This is a genomic window from uncultured Pluralibacter sp., assembly GCF_913775985.1.
Lineage (GTDB): Bacteria > Pseudomonadota > Gammaproteobacteria > Enterobacterales > Enterobacteriaceae > Pluralibacter.
Genome location: NZ_CAJYMB010000055.1, coordinates 1 through 24,767, shown reverse-complemented (window position 1 = coordinate 24,767; position 24,767 = coordinate 1). Strand labels below are relative to the sequence as shown.

The following is a 24,767-nucleotide window of genomic DNA, read 5'->3' as shown; positions in this document are numbered from 1 at the left end:
CCCGCCCGGGGCGTTTTTTATAGCGGGACAAAAAAGCGGAAGCAGGCGCCGCTGGCGGCCTCCATCAGGCGGATCCCGCCGCCGTGCAGCTCCAGCATCCGCCGGACGATAAGCAGTCCCAGGCCGCCGCGGTCCTCGCGCATCGCCTCCAGCCCCAGCGCCGAAGGGCGCTGAAACAGGCTCTCCTGCAGGGCGGCGTCAACCCCCGGACCGCTGTCGGCCACTTCCACCTGCAGCTCCCCGTTATCAAGCCACACCCGCAGCCGAATAGTGCCCCCCGCCGGCGTATGGCGCACGGCGTTATCCAGCAGATTGGTCACCACCCGCTCAATCATCGACACATCGGCATTCAGAAGCGGCAGCCCGCGGGGGATCTCGACCTCCAGATGCAGCCGGCGCGTCTCAATAGCCAGATCAAACTTCTGCGCCGCGTCCTGAATCAGCTCGCCGATGGCAAACGGCTCGCGCTGGGGCTTTATGCTGCCATGTTCGAGCTTTGCCAGTTCGAACAGCTGCTGGGAGAGATGCCGCACCTTGTGGCCCTGGCGCAGGGCAATACCCAGATAGCGGCGTGTCTCTTCCGCCGACAAGGTGTCTGCTTTCAAGGTCAGGGTTTCCAGATAACCCAGCAGGGAGGTGAGCGGCGTGCGCAGGTCGTGAGAGATATTGGCGATAAACTCCCGCCGCTGGCGATCGCTGTCCGCCAGCGCCTCCCATTGCCGGGCAACCTGCCCGGAGAGTTCGATAAAGCTGTTGCGCAGCACCGCCACCTCATCACCGCCGGGGTTCGCCTGCGGCGTCTCCTGCGCCAGCTGCTTAATGGCCGCGAGGCTGTCCCGATCCAGACGCTGCACCCGGGCGGTGAGCTGGCGGACCGGCCGCGTCACCCACCGCCACGCCAGCAGCCCCGCCAGCAGTGCGGAGAGCGCTACCACCAGCAGCGACCACAGCAGCGTGCTGCGCAGCGTCTCGTGCCACGCGGTGTCGGCGAGCGCGTTGGACTTCTCCCCCTGCAAAATAATGTACAGGTAGCCCCGCAGCGCGCCGTCCTGATAAACCGGGGCGGCGCTAAACACTTTTTGCTTATCAAGACTGCGCGGATCGTCGCCGTACACCGGCCAGTTTGCTCCGGCGGAGAAGTGCGTCAGCGGGGCGATAGCCACCCGCTGGCGCTTGATGTGACCTGGCGGCGCGGCGTCCGCCAGCACCTGCCCGTCCGGCGAGATAAGATAGAGCTCGACGCTGGGATTAAACACCATCAGCCGATCGAAGAGCATCTTCACGGTTTGCTGATTGACCTTACCGTCGTCATCGAGTAGCCGCTCGCGGCTGACAATCTGCTGTGCCAGGCTTGCCGAAAGGCGCTGCATCATAGCGTTGCCGAACTGACTGCTGCTGTACAGCTGCACGCCGCAGGTGATTGCCGCGCACAGCAGCAAAATACCGGTGAACACCAGCGTCAGACGCTGGGTGAGGCTCATGGCGCGGCTCACGCGCCGCCTCCGGGGGCAAATTTATAGCCCTTGCCCCAGACGGTAAGGATAATGTCCGGTTCGGCAGGGTTATGCTCAATTTTGATCCGCAGACGATTGATATGGGTATTAACGGTGTGCTCGTAACCCTCGTGCTGGTAGCCCCAGACATGTTCAAGCAGTGCAAGACGCGAAAAAACCTCGCCGGGATGGCGGGCAAACCAGTACAGCAGGTCAAACTCGCGCGGCGTCAGATCCAGCGCCACGTCGCGCAGCAGTACGGTGCGGGCGAGCGGATCGATGCTGAGGCCGTGCAGCGCGATAGCCCCGCTCTCCAGCAGAATGCTTTCGCCCATCGCCTGCTGACGGCGAAACAGCGCTTTGACGCGCGCCACCAGCTCCAGCACCGAAAACGGCTTCGCCAGATAGTCATCGGCGCCGGTTTCCAGCCCCAGCACCCGCTGCGCCTCGCTGCTGCGGGCGCTGATAATAATCACCGGCAGATAGCGATCCATCCGGCGGATGCGGCGGCAGATTTCAAGCCCGTCAACACCGGGCAGCATAATGTCGAGGATCGCCGCGTCCCACACCTGCTGTTCAAGCAGCCCCAGCGCCCGCTCACCGCTGCTTTCGTGGATTATCTGATAGCCTTCATCCTGCAGGTTAAGCTCCAGCAGCGCGGCAATGTCCGGATCGTCTTCGACCAGCAGGATTTTTTTCAATGTATTCATGAACTCACCGTCGCCTCTCTTTTGCACAGCTTAGCGTAAGTCGCGATCGCAAGTGATCACATTTTGTTTATATTCGTGGTCCCTCAGGCTGTATGTACCTCTATTCAAACAGCTCAGCGGCTCCTGCTCGCCCACAGGGATTCGATCTGTTTCCGCCTGCAAGTACTTTGATTTATTTGCCTAATAAATATTTTATACTGAGGAATATCCTATTTTTTAAAAATTAATGATAAATGGCCTCGGCATTGTCCTGGTAATAAATGCTATCTTTCTCATCCTTAAAAGCGATGTGGCTCATTGCAATGGGATGTATTTATGCTTTCTACCAGATAAATTTTTCACTTTCTTTTCAAAAAGCCTGAATAGTTTCTGATGCTAAAGGCAATGTACAGCACAACCATTTGATTAATATATAATTAAAATTCACTACTTATTAAAAAGCGTCAGCAAAACGACGCCATATATTTAATCTTACGACGGCAGTTAAGATTATTCAGAAAGCAAGCCAGGTGATTTAGTTTCCGGTAGCGCCACGCAGCGGATTAAACCATTTAATCAACAATATTAAGCTAATGATGTCATTAATGAATAAATAGGCAGAGAATAAACCCAGAAAATATAGCAAACAAGAAACTTAAACCTTACGCATTATTATATTGGCAGAGAATAGTGAGTCCTTTACCATGTATCAAAACGAGGTGCATATGGCATATATAACAAAAATCAAACCACGGATATTTATTACTGAAAGACCTGGTGCTTTCCGCCACTACTTCACTGTTTTCGGTGATGCCGAAAACAGTGCCGGGGGCTGGCTACTGCACTGCCTTACTGTGTGCTGCGCTAGCATTTCCGGCAGTCCGCCTGAGACCGCAGCTGCCCGCGGCTGGAGAATTTGCTCGGCGATGTTAATGCCTGCCGGAACCAGCCGCCAGCAGCTTGCTGACAGAAGTCTGGCCGGTCCCGTCATCGCGAAAAGTTGCCCCCTCCTCGTGATGCACATTTGATAGTCGCCAGCAGGATTGGCAGCAATTATTTTCGTCACAGCAAAATTATTCTATTACTTCTGATAATTGATTCAATTATGAGCGTTCGCTCGTTTCTATATTTCAATTCGAGAGTCTGCCGAGAGTAGGCTGGAAATAGTTAAGGATATTTTAGAGCAAGGGTCTTTTAGCGATGAATCAGACTATCAACGAACCTAAAGGTATATATTATCATTATCTACAGAAGATTATAAATCTCTCAGCCGATCCTATTTGCCTGCGGGAAAATAGTGGTCAGTTTCTGATATGTAATCACTCATTTACCGAGAAACTGTTAGGGAATTTGCAACTGACCGAATGGTTGCCAACACTTGATTTTGAAACCTCATATAAATTAAGCGCTCTCGAACTGGAAGTGCAGGCGCTGGATTTCGGCATTATCATTGAAGAAAATATTAGCGTTAAAGGCCACCGCTGGGATTTTATTATTTCGAAACTGGTGATCGAAGGGATCGCATTAACGCTTTGGCAATTTTCTAACATTTATCGCAAAGTCATTTTTAAAAATAAATTCTCACCGGGGATCTCCGCCGCTATTGAACGGCTGGAAAAGTTACTCCCGGAGCTGAAAGACAGCCACAAAAGCAATCTTACACTTTATTGCCTGGGGGCCAGCCACGGTCTGATCGCCAGAATACTCAATATCTCTGAAGGGACGTCTAAGAACAGGATCAAGAGCATTCAGGAAAGATTGATGATTGAAAAGAAGGAGGAGCTGTTTGTCCTGTTTCACATCAGCGGACTTTCCGTATTGCTTTATAAACGCACGCTGCAAATTCTTGTTAGTAATGTTACAAGATTGTTAAATAAATAGTGACTTTTCGGATATTTACTTTAGAAGAGCCTCAACGCTACTATTTCAAACAGGCGGAGATAGCAGGGAAATATATCTATCAGCACGCGTTGTAGCGCCATTAAGATTTAATTCGCGCCACTCGTTTAAAAAAGCAGGGACGTGCAGATGAATAAGCAAACCCTCATTAACACGCTGTGGATGTTTGTCGAGAAGATTGTCCTGGTGGCGGGTTTTTTCTTAATCGGCGCCTGGCTTGCACGATATCTTGGTCCCGGCCTGACGGGACAGCTAACCTACCTGATTGCCGTTTATCAGGTTGTTCAGGTTATCGCAAAATGGGGGAGCGAAAGCACGCTGTTTCGCCGGGTCAGTAAAAATCCACGTTCCGGCAGCCGCTGCCTGCAGGCCACCGGTCATTCAAGAGTGGTTATATTGTTACTGCTTGCGTGCCCGATTGAGATCTACTTTTATTGTGCGAAAGATGAGACGTTTTTTATTCTTTCAGCCGCCGTTGCGGCAAGCGCGCTGTTCAGCACGCTGGATGTTTATGCGGTTTACTATAATGCCCGGTTGATGTCTAAATATAACACGGTAATCAATAGCTACGGGCTTATTACGACACTGGCACTGCGTACTGCCGTCGTCACGCTGATGCTCAAGCCGCTGTGGCTGGTATTACCCATTGTGGTCAATAGTGCATTGCCATGCTTATTAAGAAGAAGAAAGTATCTCAGAAATCATGCCGTAACCCTGGCAGAAGGAGATATTAAACACTATCGGCGCTATTTTTTACACAGCGGTAAGCATTTGGTGTTCTCGTCGCTGTCAATTGCGCTGTATACCCAAAGCCAGAATTTTTTTATTTATCACTATGCCGGCAGCGTTCAGCTGGGGATATACGCTGTCGCCACCGTGCTGGCTACCGGAACGGGAGCATTAATTAATCCGTTTATAACATCTTGCTACGCCTCTATTTACGCAGAAACCGATAGCGGGCGCGCAAAGAAAAGAGTCGGGGCCCTGCTGCGCTGGGTTACCGTTTTGGCAGCAACATTAAATATCATGGTTATTATTGCCAGCGGCTTTCTGATCCCGAAACTGTACGGCGCTGAGTTTACCCTCGCCAGGGAGCCTTTAATGATATTGTCGATAGCCGCAACGCTTTCATTTATGGGTAGCGTAACCTATCGCTATATTATGCACCATTCAGGCTTTTATTACTTATCGATAAAAACCGTATTCAGCCTTGTTTTTAGTATCGCTATCACGGGTTATTTAGTTAAGGAGTACGGAATAACAGGCGCCGCCTGGGCGGCAGTAACTACTGAGCTGGTATCGCTGACGGTACTTAATTATTTCTTTAAGCAGCGTGCTGTTTTGAAAATGCATCTATTCACTCTCAGAGGAAGATAATATGAATGTTGTCGTGAGTTCATTATTTAAAACTGTACCCTGGTATTTCAGAGATATGATTCAGTATCGCCGGGCGTTTGGCCATTTCCCCAATCTGTCGAACCCTCAGAAATTTAGTGAAAAAATTATCAAGCGCAAGCGCACCCAATGTTTTAACGAACACGCCTACAGCAACTTTGCCGACAAATTTAAAGTGCGTAATTATGTTTGCGCGGTTATCGGTGCCGACTATCTGGTGCCTCTGCTTGAAGTCTACTCCAGTGCTGAAAGCTTCCGGGGTGACATACTCAACCTCAACCGCGCGGTGATAAAACCCAATCACGGCTCCGGGATGATTATTTTTGTCAATGATTACCCAACCCATGAGGGCTGCCGGCAGATCCTCAAGCAGGTAAAGCGCTGGATGAACGTTGATTTTTCAAATATCAGCTGCGAATACCACTATCGCAACATCAGCCGCAAAATTATGGTTGAAAGGATGATTGGCGATATCGACAACCCGCCGGTTGATTATAAGTTTCACATTTTCAAACAGCGCGGTGAGGTGTTCTTTGTGCTGCAGGTGATTGAGCGCTATCGGCAAAAAAATCCGGTTTCCTCAACCTTCGTTAATAATTTTGATACCGCTTATAAAGGCGAGTACCGGCTTAGCGAGGAGAATAAAAAGATTGCCGCCGAGGCGCTCAGCAACAGCATCAAGCTCTCTTACAATATGGAGTATTCCCGCATCGACTGGCTGGTTCACGACGGGGCGCTGTATTTCAGTGAAATTACCCTGACGCCCGCCGCAGGATACGTTACCGGGTTTGGTGAAGAGCTGGATGTGCTGATGGGCCAGCACTGGCAGCTGCCGCAGAAAATATAATCATTGCTCATGGAGAATAAACCGCTGCAACACGGCGATATCGGCTGGGTCAGCACCCTGAAAGCCGCCTGTATTCTTTTGGTGGTGCTGTTTCACGTGACCGAGCCGGGATTCGCCAGTACCGTTCCCTCACTTTCCGCTGGCAGGCAGATAGCACTCTGCTGGGAAGCGTTCAATGCGCACCTCTCCCCTTTCCGGATGCCAGCATTCTTTTTTGTTTCCGGACTTCTGGCCCGGCGCAGTATTTTCACCCGCTCGTGGCGGGAGCTGGCCCGCGGTCGGCTGGCAAATCTGCTGTATCTGTATCTGCTCTGGTGCCTGCTGCAGTGGCTGGCGGTGCAGTCGATCATTCACGCCGTTACCGGCGAGCAAATATCGCCCAATACCAACGCTATTTATGCCGGTTCGCTCTCTGCGCTGATCGGTTTGACCCTGAAAGGCATGAGCAGCGCGTGGTATATCTACGCCCTGTTTGGCTATCTGCTGGTGGCAAAACTGGGTAAAGGCCGAGCCGGGCCGCTACTGGCGCTGGGCCTGCTGCTCAATACCGCCGCGGCCCTCAAGCTGGTTCCCGGCTGGGGCCCGCAGAGCCTGTGCCTCTATTTTATCTATTTCGCACTGGGTGCCTGCGTCTCAGCAAGAGTCATTTCTCTCAGCCAGGCGCGGACAGGCCATATTCCCGCGTGGCTGCTGCTTATCAGCGGGGCGCTGGTGCTGCACGCAGCCGGACTGTCGCATAATCTCTTCGCGTCCGCGCTGGCGATACTGCTGGCTATTGCCGGCTGCCGCGCGCTGAATGCCCACTTGCCGATGCAGCGCTTCAACAGGCTGGGCCGCATTACGCTGCCGATCTACGTGCTGCACCGCATTTTGATTGAGCTGTTCGGCATGCTGGCGATTCAGTACGGCGAACGGTACGGATTTGCACACCCGCTGTTTTCCCTCGCCTGGGCCGCGGCCTATCCGGCGGCGATGACGCTGCTGTGCGCCGGGGCGGCGCTGGCATTATGGAAGCTGGCAGATCGCGGGCCGGGCCGCTGGCTGTTTATCCTGCCCGCCCGCTCCCCAGCTCCCGCAACCGCGTAGCGTTTACCGGCGCACCAGCAGCGTCAGCACCTCATAGTGCGCGGTGTGCGGAAACATATCGAACAGCTGCACCCGCGCCAGGCGGTAGTCCGGCAGACGGGAGATGTCGTCGGCCATGCTGCGGGCGTTACAGCTGGAGTAGATGATATAGGCCGGTGCCATTGCGCTCAGATAGTCGCACAGCGCCCTGCCGATGCCGCGCCGCGGCGGGTTAACCAGCACCAGCTCAGGCACTGCGCCCTGTCCGGTGGCAAACTGCGTGGAGTCCAGCGCCTGAAAATGCAGGTTGCTCAGGCCCAGTTCTCCGGAAGACTGACGGGCGCAGGCGATGGCTTCCGGCGAGATCTCGATCCCGGTCAGCCGCATCTGCGGGGTGGCGCAGTGCAGGCCGAAGCCGCCGACGCCGCAGAACAGATCCCACATATGCATTACCGGCAGCGCGCGCACCCAGTCCCGCGCCGCGGCGTACAGCGCGCTGGCAACCGCCGGATTGGTCTGGAAGAAGCTGCGCGGGCGGATCCACAGCGGCACGTCGTTGAAGCGCTCCGCCAGGGCCTGCGCCTCGGTGAAAAAGATCTCCTGCTCCCCTTCCATAATCGCCATGTGCACCGGCTGAATATTGGCGCTAACCACTTTTAGCTGCGGCAGCTGCGCCTGCAGCCAGGGCAGCGCCGCCCGCAGCTGGGCAATTTTAGCTTCCGAGCGCAGCACGAAGCGCAGCATCATGCCGCCGTCGAGGCGGCTTTCGGTGAGCAGCAGATATTTAAGCTCGCCGCGCCGGCGGGCCACGCTGTAGGGCGTCAGCCCGGCGCGGGCGATAAAGGGTTTAAGCGCCTCAAAAACCGGGGCAAAGCTCGCGGGATAGAGCGGGCAATCGGTGAGATCTTCCGGAGTGCCGTCTTTATGCAGCATCCCCAGCAGCGGCCTTTCAACGCTGCCGCTGACCACCATCTTGGCTTTGTTGCGAAACTCTTTCTCGGGACCGCTGACGGCAGGAAGCCATTCGGCGGCGGGCGCGTCGCCCAGCAGCTGGCGTAAATCAAGGCTTTTAGCCTCAAGCTGTTGAGAAAGGGGCTGTTCAATCCACTGGCAGGAGCGACAGCGGCCGGCGTCATAGAGCGCGCACTGCATAAAGAAACCTTACAAATTCGGGGGCGGGGATTGTACCACCCTTACTGGAGCCGGAAAAAGCGGCGGCTGGTAGCAGGAACAAAAAGCAGGCTCAGCACCAGCAGATCCGGCAGCTTCTGCATCACCAGCGAGCGGAAGATCTCGCGCTTCGACTCCCCGGCGATGCTGAACAATTCGGGATAACCGTAGCCGAGGGAAGCGGACCACAGATAAGTGGTGGCAATAATCTGGGTCGCCAGGTAAATCCAGCGCGCCGGATTGCGGCCTTTAATCAGCGAAAACGCACACCAGATCTCGATAAACACCAGCACCAGGCTGGAGAGAAAGACCAGCGTCAGCGACCAGGTCTGCACGCTGCGCAGGACAAACGCCTCAATGCCCCGCAGCCCGAGCAGGTTCAGCACCATCAGCAGATCCAGCGCGCGGATGAGAATAATAGCGAACGCCGCCACCTGCACCAGCGTCGGTACATTCAGTCGGGCATGGGAATGTCGTGATTTCGCAAACAGTCGCACGTGTGGCCTTCCATGAAAACGTCTCCCCCGGGTGGAGGAGACGATAACGCAACGTTTCGAATTTTAGGTGCTTTAGCCGCGTCTTGCACGCTGGACGTCGCGCATTCGCTGCTTTTCTGTGCGGGCCATCAGATACCAGGCGATAAAACCGACGATCCCCACGACGGCGAGGATCAGCGTGGCCAGGGCGTTAATCTCCGGGTTTACGCCCAGCCGCACGCTGGAGAACACCAGCATCGGCAGCGTGGTAGCGCCGGGACCGGAAACGAAGCTGGCGATCACCAGGTCGTCGAGGGAGAGGGTAAACGCCAGCAGCCAGCCTGAAATCACCGCCGGCATGATCATCGGCAGGGTAATGATGAAAAACACCTTCAGCGGCGCAGCGCCGAGATCCATCGCCGCCTCCTCAATGGAGCGATCCAGTTCGCGCAGGCGCGAGGAGATCACCACCGCCACGTAGGCGGTACAGAAGGTGACGTGTGCCAGCCAGATGGTGAGCATACCGCGATCCGACGGCCAGCCAATGGCATGGCCGAGGGCCACGAACAGCAGCAGCAGCGACAGGCCGGTTATCACATCCGGCATGACCAGCGGGGCGGTGATCATAAAGGCAAAACCGTTAGCACCGCGAAAGCGGCCGAAACGCACCATCACCACGGCGGCAATCGTCCCCAGCACGCAGGCCATGGTGGCGGCACAGGCGGCAATCGTTAAGCTCAGCCCCACCGCGCTCATCATCGCATCATCGCGGAACAGCTCGCCGTACCAGCGGGTTGACCACCCGGCCCACACCGTTACCAGCTTCGAGCTGTTAAACGAGTAAATAACCAGCATCAGCATCGGCGCATAGAGGAAGGTGAAGCCGATAATCAGGATCAGAATGCGCCACGGCGAGCGAACCACCGGCAAGTTGTTCATCCGTTTTCCCCCATCTGTTTTTGCTGGTGCTTGTGGAACCACATGATCGGCACGATCAGCAGCAGCAGCATGATAATTGCCACCGCAGAGGCCACCGGCCAGTCGCGGTTATTGAAGAACTCCTGCCACAGCACGCGGCCTATCATGATGGTGTCCGGCCCCCCGAGCAGCTCCGGGATCACAAACTCCCCTACCGCCGGAATAAACACCAGCATCGCGCCGGCGATAATGCCGCCCTTAGTCAGCGGCACAATGACGTTGAAAAAGGTTTTCAGCGGCCGGGCGCCGAGATCCAGCGATGCCTCCACCAGCGAGTAGTCGATACGCGTCAGGGCGGTGTAAATCGGCAGCACCATAAACGGCAGGTAGGCGTAAACGATACCGATGTAGACCGCCAGGTTGGTGTGCAGGATCGCCAGTGGCTGATCGATAACCCCGGTCCAGAGCAGGAAGTTGTTGAGAATACCGTTACTCTTGAGAATGCCCATCCAGGCGTATACGCGGATCAGAAACGAGGTCCACGACGGCAGGATCACCAGCAGCAGCAGAATGTTGCGGGTCGACGGGCGGCTGTGGGCAATCGCCCACGCCAGCGGGTAGCCCAGCAGCAGGCAGCACAGCGTTGACACTCCCGCCATCTGCAGCGACTGGAGGTAGGCTTCGATATACAGCGGATCGTCGGTGAGCTGCAGATAGTTGCCGATATTCAGCGTCATCGTCAGCTGGGAGTCCGCCCACTCCAGCAGATCGGTATAGGGCGGGACAGCCCGGGCCATATCCGCGAGGCTGATTTTGAAGACGATTAAAAACGGCAGCAGAAACAGCAGAATAAGCCACAAATAAGGCAGGGCAATCACCAGCTTGCGCCCGTGCCGCATCTGCATTCTGGCCAGCCAGGTTCCGGCAGCCTGCGGTTTTTCGCCCGCGGGCGGTAGTGATGTACTCATGGTGCGCCCTCCCCTAAACCGTCAACACCACGCAGCTGTCCGCATCCCAGCACAGGCGCACTTCGTCGCCCCAGGTCGGCAGGCCCCGGCGGAAGCGGTGGCCGTTTTGCAGCTGGGCGCTGATTATCTGCCCGCTGTTGAGCCGCACGTGGTAAATGGAGAGATCGCCAAGATAGGCAATGTGCGTCACCTCGCCGACGGCAAAGTTATAGCCGCTGGCCGGGGGCTCGTCGCAGAGCATGATTTTCTCCGGGCGCAGGGCGATGTGCACCGGCACGTTATCCACCACCGACGCATCGGCATCCACCTTGAGCGGATGCACCAGGCCCGGGGCGTCAATCACCAGCCTGTCCTCTTCCCGCGCTTTAAGCACGCCTTCGAAGACGTTGACCGACCCGATAAACTCTGCGCTGTAGCGGGTAGCCGGATGCTCGTAAATCTCTTCAGGCTCGCCAATCTGCTCGAATTTCCCGCGGTTCATGATGGCGATACGCCCGGCCATGGTCATCGCCTCTTCCTGATCGTGGGTGACCATGACGCAGGTCACCCCGACGCGCTCCAGAATATCCACCACTTCAAGCTGCATTCTGTCGCGCAGTTTTTTATCCAGCGCGCCCATTGGTTCATCGAGCAGCAGCAGCTTGGGGCGCTTGGCGAGGCTGCGGGCCAGGGCCACGCGCTGGCGCTGGCCGCCGGAGAGCTGGTGCGGCTTGCGTTTGGCGAACTCCTGCATGTGGACCAGGCTTAGCATCTCTGCCACCCGGACGCTGATTTCGGCTTTCGGCAGCTTGTCCTGCTTCAGGCCGAAAGCGATGTTTTGCTCAACGGTCATGTGCGGAAACAGCGCGTAGGACTGGAACATCATGTTAATCGGCCGCTGGTAAGGCGGCACCTGCGAAAGGTCAACGCCGTCGAGCACGATCTGCCCGGCGGTCGGCTGCTCAAAACCTGCCAGCATGCGCAGCAGCGTGGATTTCCCACAGCCGGAGGGCCCGAGCAGAGCAAAAATTTCTCCTTTGTAGATAGTCAGGCTCACGTCGTCGACGGCGCGCTGGTCGTCAAAGGATTTGGTCAGGTTGCAGATCTCCAGCAGCGGGGTCAGCGCCTTGCTGGCTTTGGACTGCGGACGTGGGATGGCGTCGTTCAATTCAGCGGCTCTCCGGTATAAATCTCACGGGCGTACGGCCCGGTTGCCGTACGGTTATCCCCAAAATGGTGCGGGACATCGGTCTGGTTCGGGCATCCGCACCGCGCTGGTGCAGATGCCCGCGGCATCTTATTACGAACGCTATTTGCCGGTTTTCACTTTGGTCCACGCGCGGGTGATCACCCGGTCGATTTTCGGCGGCATCACCTTCTGGGTGAACAGCTTGCTGCGAATAGCCTCTGGCGGATAGATGCCCGGGTTGCTGCGCACCTCATTGCTCAGCAGCGGCGTGGCCTCTTTGTTGGCGTTGGCATAGTAGATGTGGTTGCTGATGTTGGCGATAACGTCCGGCTTCATCAGGTAGTTGAGGAACTGGTAGGCTTCATCTTTATTTTTGGCGTCCGCCGGCAGGGCGAACATGTCAAAGTAAACCAGCGCCCCCTCTTTCGGAATGCTGTAGGCAACGTTGACGCCGTTCTTCGCTTCTTTCGCGCGGTTCGCCGCCTGCAAGATGTCGCCGGACCAGCCGATGGCCACGCAGATATCGCCGTTAGCCAGGTCGTTGATGTACTGGGAGGAGTGGAAATAGCGGATGTTCGGCCGCAGCTTCATCAGCAGATCGTTGGCCGCGCCGGTGTAGTCTTTCGGATCTGTACTGTTAGGATCTTTACCAAGATAGTGCAGAACAGTGCCGTAAATTTCGCTCGGCGCATCGAGGAAGCTGACGCCGCAGCTTTTCAGTTTCTCAAGGTTCTCGGGCTTGAGGATCAGGTCCCAGCTGTCCACCGGTGCGTCTTTGCCCAGCGCCGCCTTGACCTTATCAACGTTGTAGCCGATGCCGGTGGTGACCATCATGTAGGGGATGCCGTACTTATTTTCATGATCGTTTTCCGCCGCAAGCTTGAGCATCTCCGGGTCCATATTTTTGTAGTTTGGCAGCTTGCTCTTATCCAGCGGCGTGAAAATACCGGCTTCGGCCTGGCGCTCGAGGAACTGCGACGACGGTACCACCAGGTCATAGCCGGTGCTGCCGGCCATCAGCTTGCCCTCCAGCACCTCGTTGGAATCGAACACGTCGTACACCACTTTTATGCCGGTCTCTTTTTCAAAATTGGCGAGGGTGTCCGGGGCGATATAGTCAGACCAGTTATAGACATGCAGGGTTTTCTGATCTGCAGCCTGAGAGGCGGCGGAGGCTGCCAGCAGCGCAGCGGCGGTGAGGCCAGTTAACCATTTTTTGTTCAGGGCGGTCATATCTCTTTCCTTCTCCACGTCCGTTGATAGGTAAAACAAAAATAGCGATATTTCTGCGTATGCAAAAACCGTGCATCTTTTGTCAGCCGGCAGAGAAATGGTGCCGATGTCTCCCGGCACTCGAGGGCGGGGCCAGCCGCTTGCGCGCTATCACCTTGTTAAGTTGTGGTAATAGTTACGTTAAGTTATTAGGCGTTGCCAGAATAACTGTAGCCGCCGCCGGGAGCGATAGCCCGGCAGCAAAAGCAGTTTTTATCAATTTTTTGGCCGGGATCGCTGAATTGCCTGCCGGGAGTCGGCGGCAATCATAGTGAATTGTTCTTCAGGGAAGGGATAAATCAGCACAGGTGTAGCCGCGGGGGGCGGCTGCACGGCGAAAAAGAGAGACTCAGTGGAGAAAATGGAGCAGCGGCTGTTCCTGGACCGGCTCTTCTTCGCCGCGAAACAGCATGTCGTGAGAGCCGGCTTCCAGAATCACCATCGAGATCTGCTCTTCGCTCTGGCGGAAGAACGCCTCGAACTGCGATCGGGTTATCCCCACGTTCGCCGACAGCGACTGACACACCACCAGCTTCGGCAGGTTATCGTCCTGAATATCCAGAAACGCCTTCACCGTCAGCGAGCTGGCGTTAATCGACGAGAGATCCGATGCCAGCGGCAGCAGCGCCGAGGGTTTCACTTCGGCAAGCGCGGAGAACAGCACCACGCCGTCAAGCAGGTCGATTTTGGCGTCAAAAACGCCCTCAAAATTTTGCATATGCGGCAGATGCAGCGCCTCACAGGTATCGCACTCAAAAAAGCTGATACCCATTTCGTCGAGCCACTGACGCAGCGTGTCCAGACCCGGGACGACGAGTGAATCCATGGTAGCGGTCACCTCTTGCTGTGTAAGAAAATAAAACCGCCATAGCTTACGCAAAAAAGCGCGCCGGCGCTATGCGCCGGCGGCTATCCGCCCATTTTGAGACAAAAGTCCGGCTTCGCCTGGCGCTCGACCCACTGGATCATGCGCCCTGCGATGTCGAGCCCGGTGGTTTTCTCGATGCCCTCAAGGCCCGGCGAAGCATTGACTTCCATCACCAGCGGGCCGCGGCTGGCGCGCAGGATATCAACGCCCGCGACGTCGAGCCCCAGCGTCTGCGCGGCTTTGATGGCGATAGCCCGCTCCTGGGGCGTAATCTCGGCTACGGTCGCCACGCCGCCGCGGTGCAGGTTGGAGCGAAACTCGCCCTCTTTTGCCTGCCGTTCGATGGCGCCAACCACTTCATCACCCACCACCAGGCAGCGGATGTCCCGCCCTTTCGCCTCCTGGATATACTCCTGCACCAGGATGTGGGCGTTGAGGCAGCGAAAGGCGTCAATGACGCTCTCCGCCGCCTGCAGAGTTTCCGCCAGCACCACGCCGAGACCCTGGGTGCCCTCCACCAGCTTGACCACCAGCGGCGCGCCGCCAACCATGGCGATCAGATCCCGGGTATCATCCGGGGAGTGGGCAATGCCGGTTTTCGGCAGATCGATACCCTGGCGGGCCAGCAGCTGCAGCGAGCGCAGCTTGTCCCGGGCGCGGGTAATCGCCACCGATTCGTTGAGCGGATAGCTGCCCAGCAGCTCGAACTGGCGCAGCGCGGCGGTGCCGTAAAAGGTAATGGCGGAGCCGATGCGCGGGATCACCGCATCGAAATGCGGCAGCTGGCGTCCTTTATAGTGAATGGACGACGATGCCGGGTTGATATTCATATAGCAGGAGAGCGGGTCGAGGATCTCAACCCGGTGGCCGCGGCGCGTCGCGGCCTCTTTCAGACGTTTGCAGGACCAGAGCGTACCGTCCCTGGACAAAATGGCAATTTTCACCCTTGACCTCGTTGTGATGGCCCTAAAAGTTCCTGCGTATCATACCGCCGCGCGGTTTTATCGGATAGCCCAACCTTGTTTGTGGAGATAGGCGAGGATGAAGGGGCGCGTCTCTTTAATAATGGTGCGGCGAATGTGGTCGCTCCAGGTGTCGCGGCGGGTGTTGCTGTCGCGAGAAAGGTAGTACTGCGCCACCTGCTCGTCGTAGCGCGCAAGCTCGGCTTCGTCTACCGGCTGATAGCGGTTGTCGTGCATCAGAATCGTCGCGGGCAGGCGCGGCTTGACGTCCGGATTGTCAGCGGGCCAGCCGAGGCACAGGCCGAACAGCGGCAGCACGTACTTCGGCACCCCGAGCAGCTCGCCCACTTCTTCAATATGGTTGTGCAGGCCGCCGATATAGACCCCGCCGAGCCCGAGGGATTCTGCGGCGACCAGCGCATTCTGCGCCATGATCGCGGTATCCACCGCGCCAAGCAGCAACTGCTCGGCGCGACCGAGCTGGGCGTCAGGGCAAATTTGCAGGTGTCGATTAAAGTCGGCGCAGAATACCCAGAACTCGGCGGCCTGCGCCACGTGCTGCTGGCCGCCCGACAGCGGCACCAGCGCTTCGCGCAGCGCCGGATCGGTGACGCGGATAATGGACGTGCACTGCAGGAAACTTGACGTCGATGCGGCCCGGGCGCCGTTGATAATGGCTTCGCGCTGCTCATCGGAAATGGGCTGGTCAGTAAACTGGCGGATAGAGCGGTGGCTGCAAAGCAGCTCAATGGTTGGCGTCATGTTTTTTCCCGGTCAGAAAGAAAGTGAGACACCAGTATAGTTACGGCCTGGACGGCTGTATTTGGCAAAACATAGCCCTAAACCATCGAAACGAAAGGCAGAACCTTCTTTTACTGGCGACGCATGCCCGGCACAATGGACCCTATTCGCCGAAAGGCACCGTGACAGCATTCAGGAGAGTCAATATGTTTACCGTTATTTTTGGTCGTCCAGGTTGCCCGTACTGCGTCCGCGCCAAGGAACTTGCCGAGAAGCTGACCAGCGAGCGCGAAGACTTTAACTACCGCTACGTGGACATTCATGCAGAAGGCATCAGTAAAGAAGATCTGCAGAAAACCGTGGGCAAGCCGGTTGAAACCGTCCCACAGATTTTTGTCGACCAGCAGCACATCGGCGGCTTCACCGATTTTGAAGCCTGGGCCAAGGCTAACCTCGGCCTGTATGCCTGATTGATACCGCGGGCGGCTTATTCACGCCCGCGTTTCGCACTGTACAACGTCCAGATAAACTCGCATACCAGCGCCCCGAGCGCGCACCAGAATACGGCACTCGACAGCCACGCCAGCTCCTGCCACAGCGAACGCGGGACTTCAATCACCCAGCGAATCATCAGCAGACACACCGGCACTGCCAGCATCGCCCCGAGAAGGGTTTTCAGCAACGCCAGCTCCGACGCCAGCAGTCCCGAAATCACGCCCGGAATGATAAACAGCAGCAGCCCAAACTCGCGGTGACCCGGCGAGCGGATGATGGCGACATCTTTATTGATTAACAAAAATAAACATACGGCGATAAAAAGCACAAAACAGCAGATTACGCCCGGCCAGCCACGTTCCGATCTCAAAACTCCTCCTGACTTGCCTCTATCAAACAACGCTAACTTACGGTGAGATAAAGATCCCGGCACTCCCTGCCGGACAGCATACGTACAAAACGATTGTTACTAGCCGGATTAACCAGGAACGATTAAACTACCGACTTTATTTGAAAGTGATTATCAGGTTTAACCCGACTTTGTCTTTTATGGCGATCGCGGGAAAAACATTAGCCCAAATAATCACTCATTTCAACAACTTACTAGTAAACAAGAAGTTAGCTTTCGTGAATATAAACGTCGCAGACTTGTTAAACGGGAATTACATCCTGTTATTATTTGTGGTACTGGCGCTCGGCCTGTGCCTTGGCAAATTACGCTTAGGTTCTATCCAACTGGGTAATTCCATTGGAGTTTTAGTGGTCTCTCTGTTATTAGGCCAGCAGCATTTCAGTATTAACACTGATGCATTAAACCTCGGCTTTATGCTGTTTATTTTCTGCGTTGGCGTCGAAGCGGGGCCTAACTTTTTTTCGATTTTCTTCCGCGATGGTAAAAACTATTTAATGTTGGCGCTGGTGATGGTCAGCTCCGCGCTGGTGATTGCGCTGGGGCTGGGCAAGCTGTTCGGCTGGGATATCGGCCTTACCGCCGGGATGCTGGCGGGCGCCATGACCTCTACGCCGGTGCTGGTGGGCGCCGGAGATACTCTGCGCCACTCGGGGATGGCGGGTGAAGCGCTGGCTATCACCCAGGATCACCTGAGCCTCGGCTATGCCCTCACCTACCTGGTCGGGCTGGTCAGCCTTATCGTCGGCGCGCGCTACATGCCGAAGCTGCAGCACACCGATCTGCAGACCAGCGCCCAGCAAATCGCCCGCGAGCGCGGCCTGGACACTGACTCCAAGCGTAAAGTCTACCTGCCGATTATTCGCGCCTACCGCGTCGGACCAGAGCTGGTGGCGTGGGCCGACGGCAAAAACCTGCGCGAGCTGGGCATCTACCGCCAGACCGGCTGCTACATCGAGCGCATCCGCCGCAACGGCATCCTCGCCAGTCCCGACGGCGACGCAGTACTGCAGATGGGCGACGACATCGCGCTGGTGGGCTATCCCGACGCACACGCGCGCCTTGATGCCAGCTTCCGCAACGGCAAAGAGGTGTTTGACCGGGACCTGCTTGACATGCGCATCGTCACTGAAGAGGTGGTGGTCAAAAACCACAACGTGGTCGGACGCCGTCTGGCCCAGGTCAAGCTCACCGATCACGGCTGCTTCCTCAACCGGGTGATCCGCAGCCAGATTGAGATGCCGATTGACGACAATATCGTGCTCAACAAGGGCGACGTGCTGCAGGTCAGCGGCGACGCGCGCCGGGTGAAGAGCATCGCCGACCGCATTGGCTTTATCTCCATCCACAGCCAGGTCACCGATCTGCTGGCGTTCTGCGCCTTCTTTATCGTCGGCCTGATGATCGGCATGATCACCTTCCAGTTCAGCTCCTTCAGCTTCGGCGTCGGCAACGCCGCCGGGCTGCTGTTCGCCGGGATCATGCTCGGCTTCCTGCGAGCCAACCACCCGACCTTCGGCTATATCCCGCAGGGCGCGCTGAACATGGTGAAAGAGTTCGGCCTGATGGTGTTTATGGCCGGTGTCGGCCTGAGCGCCGGCAGCGGCATCGGCAGCGTCGGCGCCATTGGCGGCCAGATGCTGGTCTCCGGCCTTATCGTCAGTCTGGTACCGGTGGTGATCTGCTTCCTGTTCGGCGCCTACGTGCTGCGCATGAACCGCGCCATGCTGTTTGGCGCCATGATGGGCGCGCGCACCTGCGCTCCGGCGATGGAAATCATCAGCGACGCGGCGCGCAGCAACATCCCGGCGCTGGGCTACGCGGGCACCTACGCGATTGCCAACGTGCTGCTGACGCTAGCGGGGACGCTGATCGTGATTATCTGGCCGGGACTCGGATAAGCCTGAAGTTAACGGAAGGCATAAAAAAATGTGAGATACGCAGAACTTTTATGCCGGGAGGCAGTCATAAGTAATGCCACTGCTTTTCTTTGATGTCCCCATTTTGTGGAGCCCATCAACCCCGCCAATTTGGTTCAAGGTTGATGGGTTTTTTGTTGTCTGAATTTAAGCACATCCATGATCTGTCAGTGAGATGCGACCGGCTTAGCCGTATCCCTTCAGGCCCTATCCTTCTTCACTTCTGTATGAAAGCTGTCACCGATTTACGATCGATCCTTTAATGGTCAGGCCGGGCACACCGTTAAGAGAAGTACAACAGTCAATAACATTCATTTTTCATAAGTAAAGCATCTCTGCCTTGACGATTTTCTTGTAAAGCAATGGGGTATTCTACGGCTTATCTGTTGCCCCGCGCATCACCACTCGTCCAGAGGGCCAAATTCAGTTCACTGCGCTCAACTCCTTGCCGGGTTACTATGTTATTTGCTATGTTCAAAAAAACATCATCACTTGGACTTTACATAAAAGCCTATAGTAGGCTTGTAAATTGATATCGTGCTTCCGCTTCATTGTTTTGTAATTTCCCCTTATGTTATTGAACTTTACGGATAGTAAAAATGGACATATTCATTCCAGGGCAGCCGCGTTTCAGAAACTATTTCCTGACAATGGCCAGGGCTGAGATTAGTGGCCTTATGAACGTGGCTTTCGCCGTATCTTCAACGCATCTTAAGGATGCTCTCACCCGCGTGCGATTTCAGGATGAAGTTCGAAATTATGCTTATCATCAAATGGAGATCATCCGACATAGCAACGATGATAAACAGTGCCAGCAATGCATTCGCACTATCCAACAGGAGCGGGATCACCTGTTAATTCAGGACAGGATGCTGCGTACCGGAGAAGCCGTGCTTACGGCCTCCGTTCGATTCTATAAAGAGAATGAAAAAGTTATTGGCTATGTTATTGATGGGATCGGTGTCGTGTTAAGTGGTATGCAGATTTTTATTGGGATTGGGATTGCACTACCTTCTCTACTCTCTGGAAATGTGATAGGTGTCCTTGCCGGAGCGACCATTATTGCTAATGGTGCTGGATCTCTCTATGAAAATATAGAAAAGCTATCAGGCGAAAGTAACCCTCAAAACCCTGTAAAGAATGTATATGGTGATAGCGCCGAATTTATGGGGTTTGACAGAAAGTTAGGTACTCTTGCTTATCAAATGGTGGATTTGAGCACGTCATTTTATGGGCTCTTTAAGCTAGCATTAAAACCAGAAGCAATGCGGCTATTCACATATCTGCCCGGCGATTATTACAGGAAGATTAATACATTAGGCAAACCTGCTCTTCTAATTGAGGCCGGTAAAGCAACATGGAGCGGCGTCAAAATAGGAAAAAACTTAAACCACGAAGAAAAGTGAGAAGATGATAATTCATCTCTTTTTTTTCAGGGCATTATAAGCTTTCCATGCAACAGGAACGGGCGTCACAACATAGAGCACTAAAAATATAAATATGAATGTCAGCGAAAAAGCGATGGCATTGATACGCCCGGCCAATACAAAAAGCAGAGCCAAAAAAAGTACAAATACGAAAATAGCAATGCTTGCCAGGAAGCGTTTGCTAAGGTTTTCCAGCAGAGTGGCATAAGAATCCTTTTTACTCTCTGGGCGCGTCAGTATCTCACGCAGGCGGGATATTTCTTTTTCCGTAAATCCGTATTCCCTTAACTGACTCTCGTTGATCTCGTTCTTCATTACAGCGTCTCTTACCGGGCATCACTCAGTAACAACACCATACCAATCTACCCTATCGCTTTAAAGCAGCATTTTGGTATAAATCTCGTTTTACGCCGCTCTGACCGCCTACGTGAATTTGTGGGGGTGCCTGATTTTGATTTAATCATACAGCCACTCCCCAGCCTGAGCACTATCAACAAGCATCCATACATATAATGGCTTTAGTCCTCTAACAGGTTCTTTAGAGCCAAAGAACTCAGGATCAAAATAGTGAAGAATATCAAAGCCATTAAGTTTTACGCTCCATTTTTCAAAATACTCAGCGAGTGATTCCTCTGCATCCTCGAAGGCGACTTTTAGTCCACCTTCGGTGAGTTCGGTATCAAAATTGACAGGAGGCCGCTCGCCAAAGAAGAAGTACCTTCTCCCGCTGTGGCGCTCGTAAACAAAGTTGACGATATCTTGTTCTATACGCATCAAAAGTACCTACATTGTATTTACAGCGTTCATCCTCAACGCCCTTGCATGCTGGGAGCGGTTCACTGAATGCTGCCCCTTCATAATCCGCAACGCAGACCTGACCCGCTTGAGCTGTATTTAGGCTTCAGGTCCTTTCCTTACATCCCCGCCGGGAACTCGTCAGAAGAAAATGAGGTCATTTCTTTTACGCTTAAGGATACAAAATTTCAGCCGTGACTAAATACGACGCCCGCTGCTCAGATTGAACATCCCAGGCAAAAAAATATCGTTCACCGGAGGTAAATCTAAATCCGAATACGGGAAGGCAGTCGCCCCTGGGAACATAAACAGGCCCGTCATCGAAATCCTTATGTAAGACGTCGCCGTTACCACCGCGGATTTGAACGGCCGTGATTCGCTCTCCAGGCTCCAGCGATGACACCACGCAAACAGCACTCCCCCCGAATAAAGGCCGCCGCCGGTTCACGATCGACACTTCGATCGCTAGGCCCGGGACAGCCTGTCAGCAGAAGCACCACAGCCAGCAACATCCCTTTTTTCATAGTGAACATCCGACGATTTGTATGAAAAACGGGGAATATCCCGTAGCTTATGTACTTCCTGAAAATAACCAGCAGCCATCACAATCTCGCCCAACGTCATCCGGCGCAGCGTCCCTTCCCCTGCCTGTAGGCTCATAAACTGTCCCTGCTGTATGATTTAACGACATCCTAAAGTCATGAACCAATGCCGTCTATACACGAACAAGTAAGAAGCCCGCGAAACCCACAAAAGAATTTATACTGCCGCCGCCGTTCACAAGCTCAGCATAATTTCCAGGTCTTAACCGTCCACCCTTCTCCACGCATCCTCATAACAAATAGTTATTTCTTATTCCCTTTATTCACTCACCGTTATTGTGGAATAAACAGGCCAACGCCTCCCCTCCGCTATTCTTTACAAAAAAGCAGCTGCCAAAGCGCGAAAACGTCAATAAAGCTACGTCTATTACACTGTCATTTCCGTTTGACATCTAATCCACGTTAATTATATATACTAATGAATGTACTTAGGACGGCAATTGCGCATATGGAACGTTTTCCATGGTTATTACTTTTTGACAAAAAAGCCTTTTTCATTATCGGGCTGGCGTCATTTTTAGCGGTTTTAATGTGCATCAGTTTGCTTATTTTCAGCGCGCGGCCTGGCAATATTCCCGCGGCTACCGCGCAGGAAAAACGCTGGCCGCTGGCGCAGGACATCAGCGAAATCGCGCAGATGCAGCTGTTCGGCGTAAAGCAGGCGCCGGTTGTAGAAACCAGCGATAACAATAACATAGGCGCATGTCGGGCCGAGGAATCAGACGCATTCTACCTCACGGTCCCGAAAGCAGATACAGGCGCCAGCGTGCGGGCGCTGGTGATCAGTACGCAAAAACAATTTTCCGTTGCCGTCATTGATATTGCAGGGCAACAGCAGCTTTTTAGCCAGGGTGACACTTTGACCAACAGTGGTGGGGAAATAGCCAGAATCCTCTCCGATCGGGTGATAATCAGAAAAGATGGTCACTGCACTGCGTTAATGTTTGTCGAGTGAATTCAATACATAAGTACAGTATAAGAATATGATGTTTATGAACAAGATGACGTCGTCAAAGCATCGGAAATTATTATCCCTTGCTTTATATTCATGCTTTATCTTTCCGCCTTTTGTTTGTCAGCACGCTGCCGCAGAAGACGCCTCCACCGCTGTCAATCCAGCCCCGAATAACACAGCAAACAGTGCGGATAATCCGCGCTTTACCGCCGCGTTTAAAAATACCGATATTCGCGAGTTTATTAATATCGTCAGCAAAAACCTGCATAAAACCATTATCATTGACTCCCAGGTTAAAGGTGAAGTGTCGGTTCGCAGCTACGATCAATTTGATGCCGATCAGTACTATCAGTTTTTCCTGAACGTACTGGATGTCTACGGCTATACGGTGATCACCACCGCCAACAACGTGCTGAAAGTGGTGCCGTCGGAAAAAGGCGAGCGCGCGGCGCTCACCTCGCCGCAGAACACCCTTAACGGCGCGGAGATCGTGGTGCGCGTGGTGCCGATGGAGAACCTGTCCGGCGCGTCGCTGGCGCCAATTCTCGATAAATTTAACAACAACATGGGCGTGGGCAGCGTGCGTTACTATCAGCCGGGCAACTCCCTGCTGATCACCGGGCGCGCCGACGACGTGCGGGCGATTGAAGCCATCGTGCGCGATCTGGATAAAAACAGCAGCAGCCGCACCTCGGTAGATATCGTCCCGGTGCGCAATACCAAACCCTCGGCCATCGAAAAAGCGGTTACCGACATCTACCGCAACAGCTCGGACAGCGAATTCTCGCGGCCAAAAGTGGTGGCCGACGATCAGGCCAAAGTTCTGCTGATTAACGGCACCGACAAGGCCCGCCAGACGGTGCGCGGCATCATTGCCCGGCTGGATACCGTCGCCAACGCGGAAGACAACTCGAAAGTGGTGTTCCTGAAATACGCCGACGCGGTGCAGCTGGCGAAGCTGCTCTCCTCCAACGGCGGCTCGGACAGCGACAGTGACGACACTAAAGGTCAGAACGCCGGCGACGTGGGCAACGGCACCGGCGACGGCCAGGAAAACAGTAACGGCAATAATCCCGGTGGCAGCTACAACCGCGGCGAACAGAGCCAGACGCTGTCCAACAACAGCACCCAGAGCAGCAGCGACTACGGCTCCTCCCTCAACAGCGGTGGCCCGATGTTCAAGGGCGTCAGCGTGCAGGCGGATAAAGCCAACAACGCGCTGGTTATCCACGCTCCCGAAGAGGAGATGCGCGAGATTGAGTCGATCATCAGCCAGCTGGATATCCGCCGCAACCAGGTGCTGGTGGAGGCGATCATTGTCGAAATTCAGGACGCGGACGGCCTCAACCTCGGCGTGTCGTGGGCCAACTCGCGCAACGGCGGCATCGGCTTTAACGACGGTTCCTCCAACCGTGCCACCAACGTCGCCAACGGTTTTGGTGAAAACCAGCCGATTGTTTCGGCCCTCAAGGACTCCGGCGGGCTGGTGGCAGGCTTCTACCACGGCAACTGGGGAGCCTTGTTCAGCGCCCTTGAGAGCAACAAGCACAACAACATCCTCGCCACCCCGAGTATCGTTACCCTCGACAACCGCCAGGCGGAGTTCAACGTCGGCCAGGACATCCCAATCCTCACCGGTTCCCAGACCACCAACAGCGACAATATCTTTAACACCGTCGAGCGCCGCACCGTGGGCTTCAAGTTCAAGATCCGCCCAATGATCGACCAGGGCAACACCGTCCAGCTGTTTATCAGCCAGGAGATCTCCAGCCTGACCGATGCCAGCACCGCAAACATCGACACCAATCTCGGGGCGGTATTTAACATCCGCACCGTGAACAACGTGGTGCAGGTGGAAAACGGCGAAACCGTGGTGATCGGCGGCCTGCTGGACAACGAGCAAAATAACCGCGTCAGCAAAGTGCCGCTGCTGGGTGACATTCCGTGGATCGGCGGCCTGTTCCGCTACACCTCCCGCAACGACACCAAGCGCAACCTGATGCTGTTTATCCGCCCGCACATCATCCGCGTGCAGGAGCGCTACAACGATTTGACCTCCGGGCAGTACGCCAGCTTTAAAGAAGATCAGCAGGGCGAGAATCCGGAACTGGTGAAATCCCTCGACACGCGCCTCTCCGGCAGCGGCCAGAGCGGCCGCCAGTCGGTGAGCTACATTCACAGCAACATCGCCGCATTCGCCCGGGAAGTGGCGGAATAATGAAGGGCAAACTGCT

Annotated in this window: 25 protein-coding genes; 9 read left to right on the top strand and 16 right to left on the bottom strand. The window is 55.0% G+C overall.

Annotated elements, in window-relative coordinates:
* Window positions 1–17: 17 nt before the first annotated feature.
* Together QZ766_RS06615 and QZ766_RS06610 are read right to left on the bottom strand one after the other, a co-directional pair.
* Window positions 18–1,493 (bottom strand): ATP-binding protein, encoded by a 1,476-nt coding sequence (locus QZ766_RS06615; protein ID WP_297199116.1) that lies wholly within the window; start codon window positions 1,491–1,493, stop codon window positions 18–20.
* Window positions 1,490–2,203 carry a response regulator transcription factor gene (locus QZ766_RS06610; RefSeq protein WP_297199112.1) on the bottom strand — a complete coding sequence of 238 codons (714 nt, stop codon included), beginning with the start codon at window positions 2,201–2,203 and terminating at the stop codon, window positions 1,490–1,492. Before QZ766_RS06610 ends, QZ766_RS06615 begins: the two co-directional genes overlap by 4 nt.
* A gap of 1,179 nt (window positions 2,204–3,382) precedes the next feature.
* Between QZ766_RS06610 and QZ766_RS06605 the strand changes: the two genes are divergently transcribed.
* The 4 genes from QZ766_RS06605 to QZ766_RS06590 all read left to right on the top strand — a co-directional run bounded on the left by QZ766_RS06605 (window position 3,383) and on the right by QZ766_RS06590 (window position 7,409).
* A complete protein-coding gene (locus QZ766_RS06605; RefSeq protein WP_297199109.1) occupies window positions 3,383–4,063 on the top strand; it encodes a hypothetical protein in 681 nt (226 codons plus the stop codon).
* Window positions 4,064–4,210: 147 nt separating this feature from the next.
* Complete coding sequence (locus QZ766_RS06600) at window positions 4,211–5,458, top strand: oligosaccharide flippase family protein (protein ID WP_297199106.1); 1,248 nt, start codon at window positions 4,211–4,213, stop codon at window positions 5,456–5,458.
* 55 nt (window positions 5,459–5,513) lie between these two features.
* Window positions 5,514–6,323, top strand: a complete 810-nt coding sequence (locus QZ766_RS06595; protein ID WP_297199103.1) for an ATP-grasp fold amidoligase family protein — start codon at window positions 5,514–5,516, stop codon at window positions 6,321–6,323.
* A gap of 9 nt (window positions 6,324–6,332) precedes the next feature.
* Complete coding sequence (locus QZ766_RS06590; protein ID WP_297199100.1) at window positions 6,333–7,409, top strand: acyltransferase family protein; 1,077 nt, start codon at window positions 6,333–6,335, stop codon at window positions 7,407–7,409.
* A 3-nt stretch (window positions 7,410–7,412) separates the two neighbouring features.
* On the opposite strand, the gene rlmC is transcribed toward QZ766_RS06590, so the two are convergent.
* The 9 genes from rlmC to nfsA all read right to left on the bottom strand — a co-directional run bounded on the left by rlmC (window position 7,413) and on the right by nfsA (window position 15,952).
* On the bottom strand, window positions 7,413–8,540 hold the full coding sequence (gene rlmC / locus QZ766_RS06585; protein ID WP_297199097.1) for a 23S rRNA (uracil(747)-C(5))-methyltransferase RlmC: 1,128 nt from the start codon (window positions 8,538–8,540) through the stop codon (window positions 7,413–7,415).
* A 41-nt stretch (window positions 8,541–8,581) separates the two neighbouring features.
* Window positions 8,582–9,055: a YbjO family protein gene (locus tag QZ766_RS06580; RefSeq protein ID WP_297199094.1), complete on the bottom strand. Its 474-nt coding sequence runs from the start codon at window positions 9,053–9,055 to the stop codon at window positions 8,582–8,584.
* 72 nt (window positions 9,056–9,127) lie between these two features.
* The gene (potI, locus tag QZ766_RS06575) at window positions 9,128–9,973 is read right to left on the bottom strand and encodes a putrescine ABC transporter permease PotI (RefSeq protein WP_297199091.1); all 846 of its coding nucleotides are present in this window, start codon (window positions 9,971–9,973) and stop codon (window positions 9,128–9,130) included.
* Window positions 9,970–10,920 (bottom strand): putrescine ABC transporter permease PotH, encoded by a 951-nt coding sequence (potH, locus tag QZ766_RS06570; RefSeq protein ID WP_297199089.1) that lies wholly within the window; start codon window positions 10,918–10,920, stop codon window positions 9,970–9,972. Before potH ends, potI begins: the two co-directional genes overlap by 4 nt.
* A 13-nt stretch (window positions 10,921–10,933) precedes the next feature.
* On the bottom strand, window positions 10,934–12,067 hold the full coding sequence (potG, locus tag QZ766_RS06565) for a putrescine ABC transporter ATP-binding subunit PotG (RefSeq protein ID WP_297199087.1): 1,134 nt from the start codon (window positions 12,065–12,067) through the stop codon (window positions 10,934–10,936).
* 141 nt (window positions 12,068–12,208) lie between these two features.
* Window positions 12,209–13,321, bottom strand: a complete 1,113-nt coding sequence (gene potF / locus QZ766_RS06560; RefSeq protein WP_297199084.1) for a spermidine/putrescine ABC transporter substrate-binding protein PotF — start codon at window positions 13,319–13,321, stop codon at window positions 12,209–12,211.
* Between the two features lie 388 nt (window positions 13,322–13,709).
* Complete coding sequence (locus QZ766_RS06555; RefSeq protein ID WP_297199081.1) at window positions 13,710–14,186, bottom strand: YbjN domain-containing protein; 477 nt, start codon at window positions 14,184–14,186, stop codon at window positions 13,710–13,712.
* An 83-nt stretch (window positions 14,187–14,269) separates the two neighbouring features.
* Window positions 14,270–15,172, bottom strand: a complete 903-nt coding sequence (rimK, locus tag QZ766_RS06550; protein ID WP_297199078.1) for a 30S ribosomal protein S6--L-glutamate ligase — start codon at window positions 15,170–15,172, stop codon at window positions 14,270–14,272.
* Between the two features lie 57 nt (window positions 15,173–15,229).
* The gene (gene nfsA, locus QZ766_RS06545; protein WP_297199075.1) at window positions 15,230–15,952 is read right to left on the bottom strand and encodes an oxygen-insensitive NADPH nitroreductase; all 723 of its coding nucleotides are present in this window, start codon (window positions 15,950–15,952) and stop codon (window positions 15,230–15,232) included.
* 185 nt (window positions 15,953–16,137) lie between these two features.
* Here nfsA and QZ766_RS06540 point away from each other — a divergent pair, with 185 nt between their 5' ends.
* Window positions 16,138–16,401: a GrxA family glutaredoxin gene (locus tag QZ766_RS06540; protein WP_297199072.1), complete on the top strand. Its 264-nt coding sequence runs from the start codon at window positions 16,138–16,140 to the stop codon at window positions 16,399–16,401.
* A gap of 17 nt (window positions 16,402–16,418) precedes the next feature.
* Here QZ766_RS06540 and ybjM read toward each other — a convergent pair whose 3' ends face one another.
* Entirely contained in the window at window positions 16,419–16,796 is a 378-nt protein-coding gene (ybjM, locus tag QZ766_RS06535; protein ID WP_297199070.1) for an inner membrane protein YbjM, read from the bottom strand.
* Window positions 16,797–17,053: 257 nt separating this feature from the next.
* Between ybjM and QZ766_RS06530 the strand changes: the two genes are divergently transcribed.
* Window positions 17,054–18,736, top strand: a complete 1,683-nt coding sequence (locus QZ766_RS06530) for an aspartate:alanine antiporter (protein ID WP_297199067.1) — start codon at window positions 17,054–17,056, stop codon at window positions 18,734–18,736.
* A 617-nt stretch (window positions 18,737–19,353) separates the two neighbouring features.
* On the top strand, window positions 19,354–20,160 hold the full coding sequence (locus QZ766_RS06525; RefSeq protein ID WP_297199064.1) for a DUF4225 domain-containing protein: 807 nt from the start codon (window positions 19,354–19,356) through the stop codon (window positions 20,158–20,160).
* A gap of 12 nt (window positions 20,161–20,172) precedes the next feature.
* Here QZ766_RS06525 and QZ766_RS06520 read toward each other — a convergent pair whose 3' ends face one another.
* The 4 genes from QZ766_RS06520 to QZ766_RS06510 all read right to left on the bottom strand — a co-directional run bounded on the left by QZ766_RS06520 (window position 20,173) and on the right by QZ766_RS06510 (window position 21,636).
* Complete coding sequence (locus tag QZ766_RS06520) at window positions 20,173–20,496, bottom strand: hypothetical protein (RefSeq protein WP_297199061.1); 324 nt, start codon at window positions 20,494–20,496, stop codon at window positions 20,173–20,175.
* A gap of 141 nt (window positions 20,497–20,637) precedes the next feature.
* On the bottom strand, window positions 20,638–20,955 hold the full coding sequence (locus QZ766_RS06515; RefSeq protein WP_297199058.1) for a DUF1493 family protein: 318 nt from the start codon (window positions 20,953–20,955) through the stop codon (window positions 20,638–20,640).
* Between the two features lie 193 nt (window positions 20,956–21,148).
* Window positions 21,149–21,379, bottom strand: a complete 231-nt coding sequence (locus QZ766_RS23055; RefSeq protein WP_366509376.1) for a hypothetical protein — start codon at window positions 21,377–21,379, stop codon at window positions 21,149–21,151.
* Window positions 21,380–21,441: 62 nt separating this feature from the next.
* Window positions 21,442–21,636, bottom strand: a complete 195-nt coding sequence (locus QZ766_RS06510; RefSeq protein WP_297199055.1) for a hypothetical protein — start codon at window positions 21,634–21,636, stop codon at window positions 21,442–21,444.
* Window positions 21,637–22,026: 390 nt separating this feature from the next.
* On the opposite strand from QZ766_RS06510, the gene QZ766_RS06505 reads away from it, so the two are divergent.
* Window positions 22,027–22,533 (top strand): type II secretion system protein N, encoded by a 507-nt coding sequence (locus tag QZ766_RS06505; RefSeq protein ID WP_297199052.1) that lies wholly within the window; start codon window positions 22,027–22,029, stop codon window positions 22,531–22,533.
* Between the two features lie 37 nt (window positions 22,534–22,570).
* The gene (gene gspD / locus QZ766_RS06500; RefSeq protein ID WP_297199049.1) at window positions 22,571–24,751 is read left to right on the top strand and encodes a type II secretion system secretin GspD; all 2,181 of its coding nucleotides are present in this window, start codon (window positions 22,571–22,573) and stop codon (window positions 24,749–24,751) included.
* Window positions 24,752–24,767 lie beyond the last annotated feature (16 nt).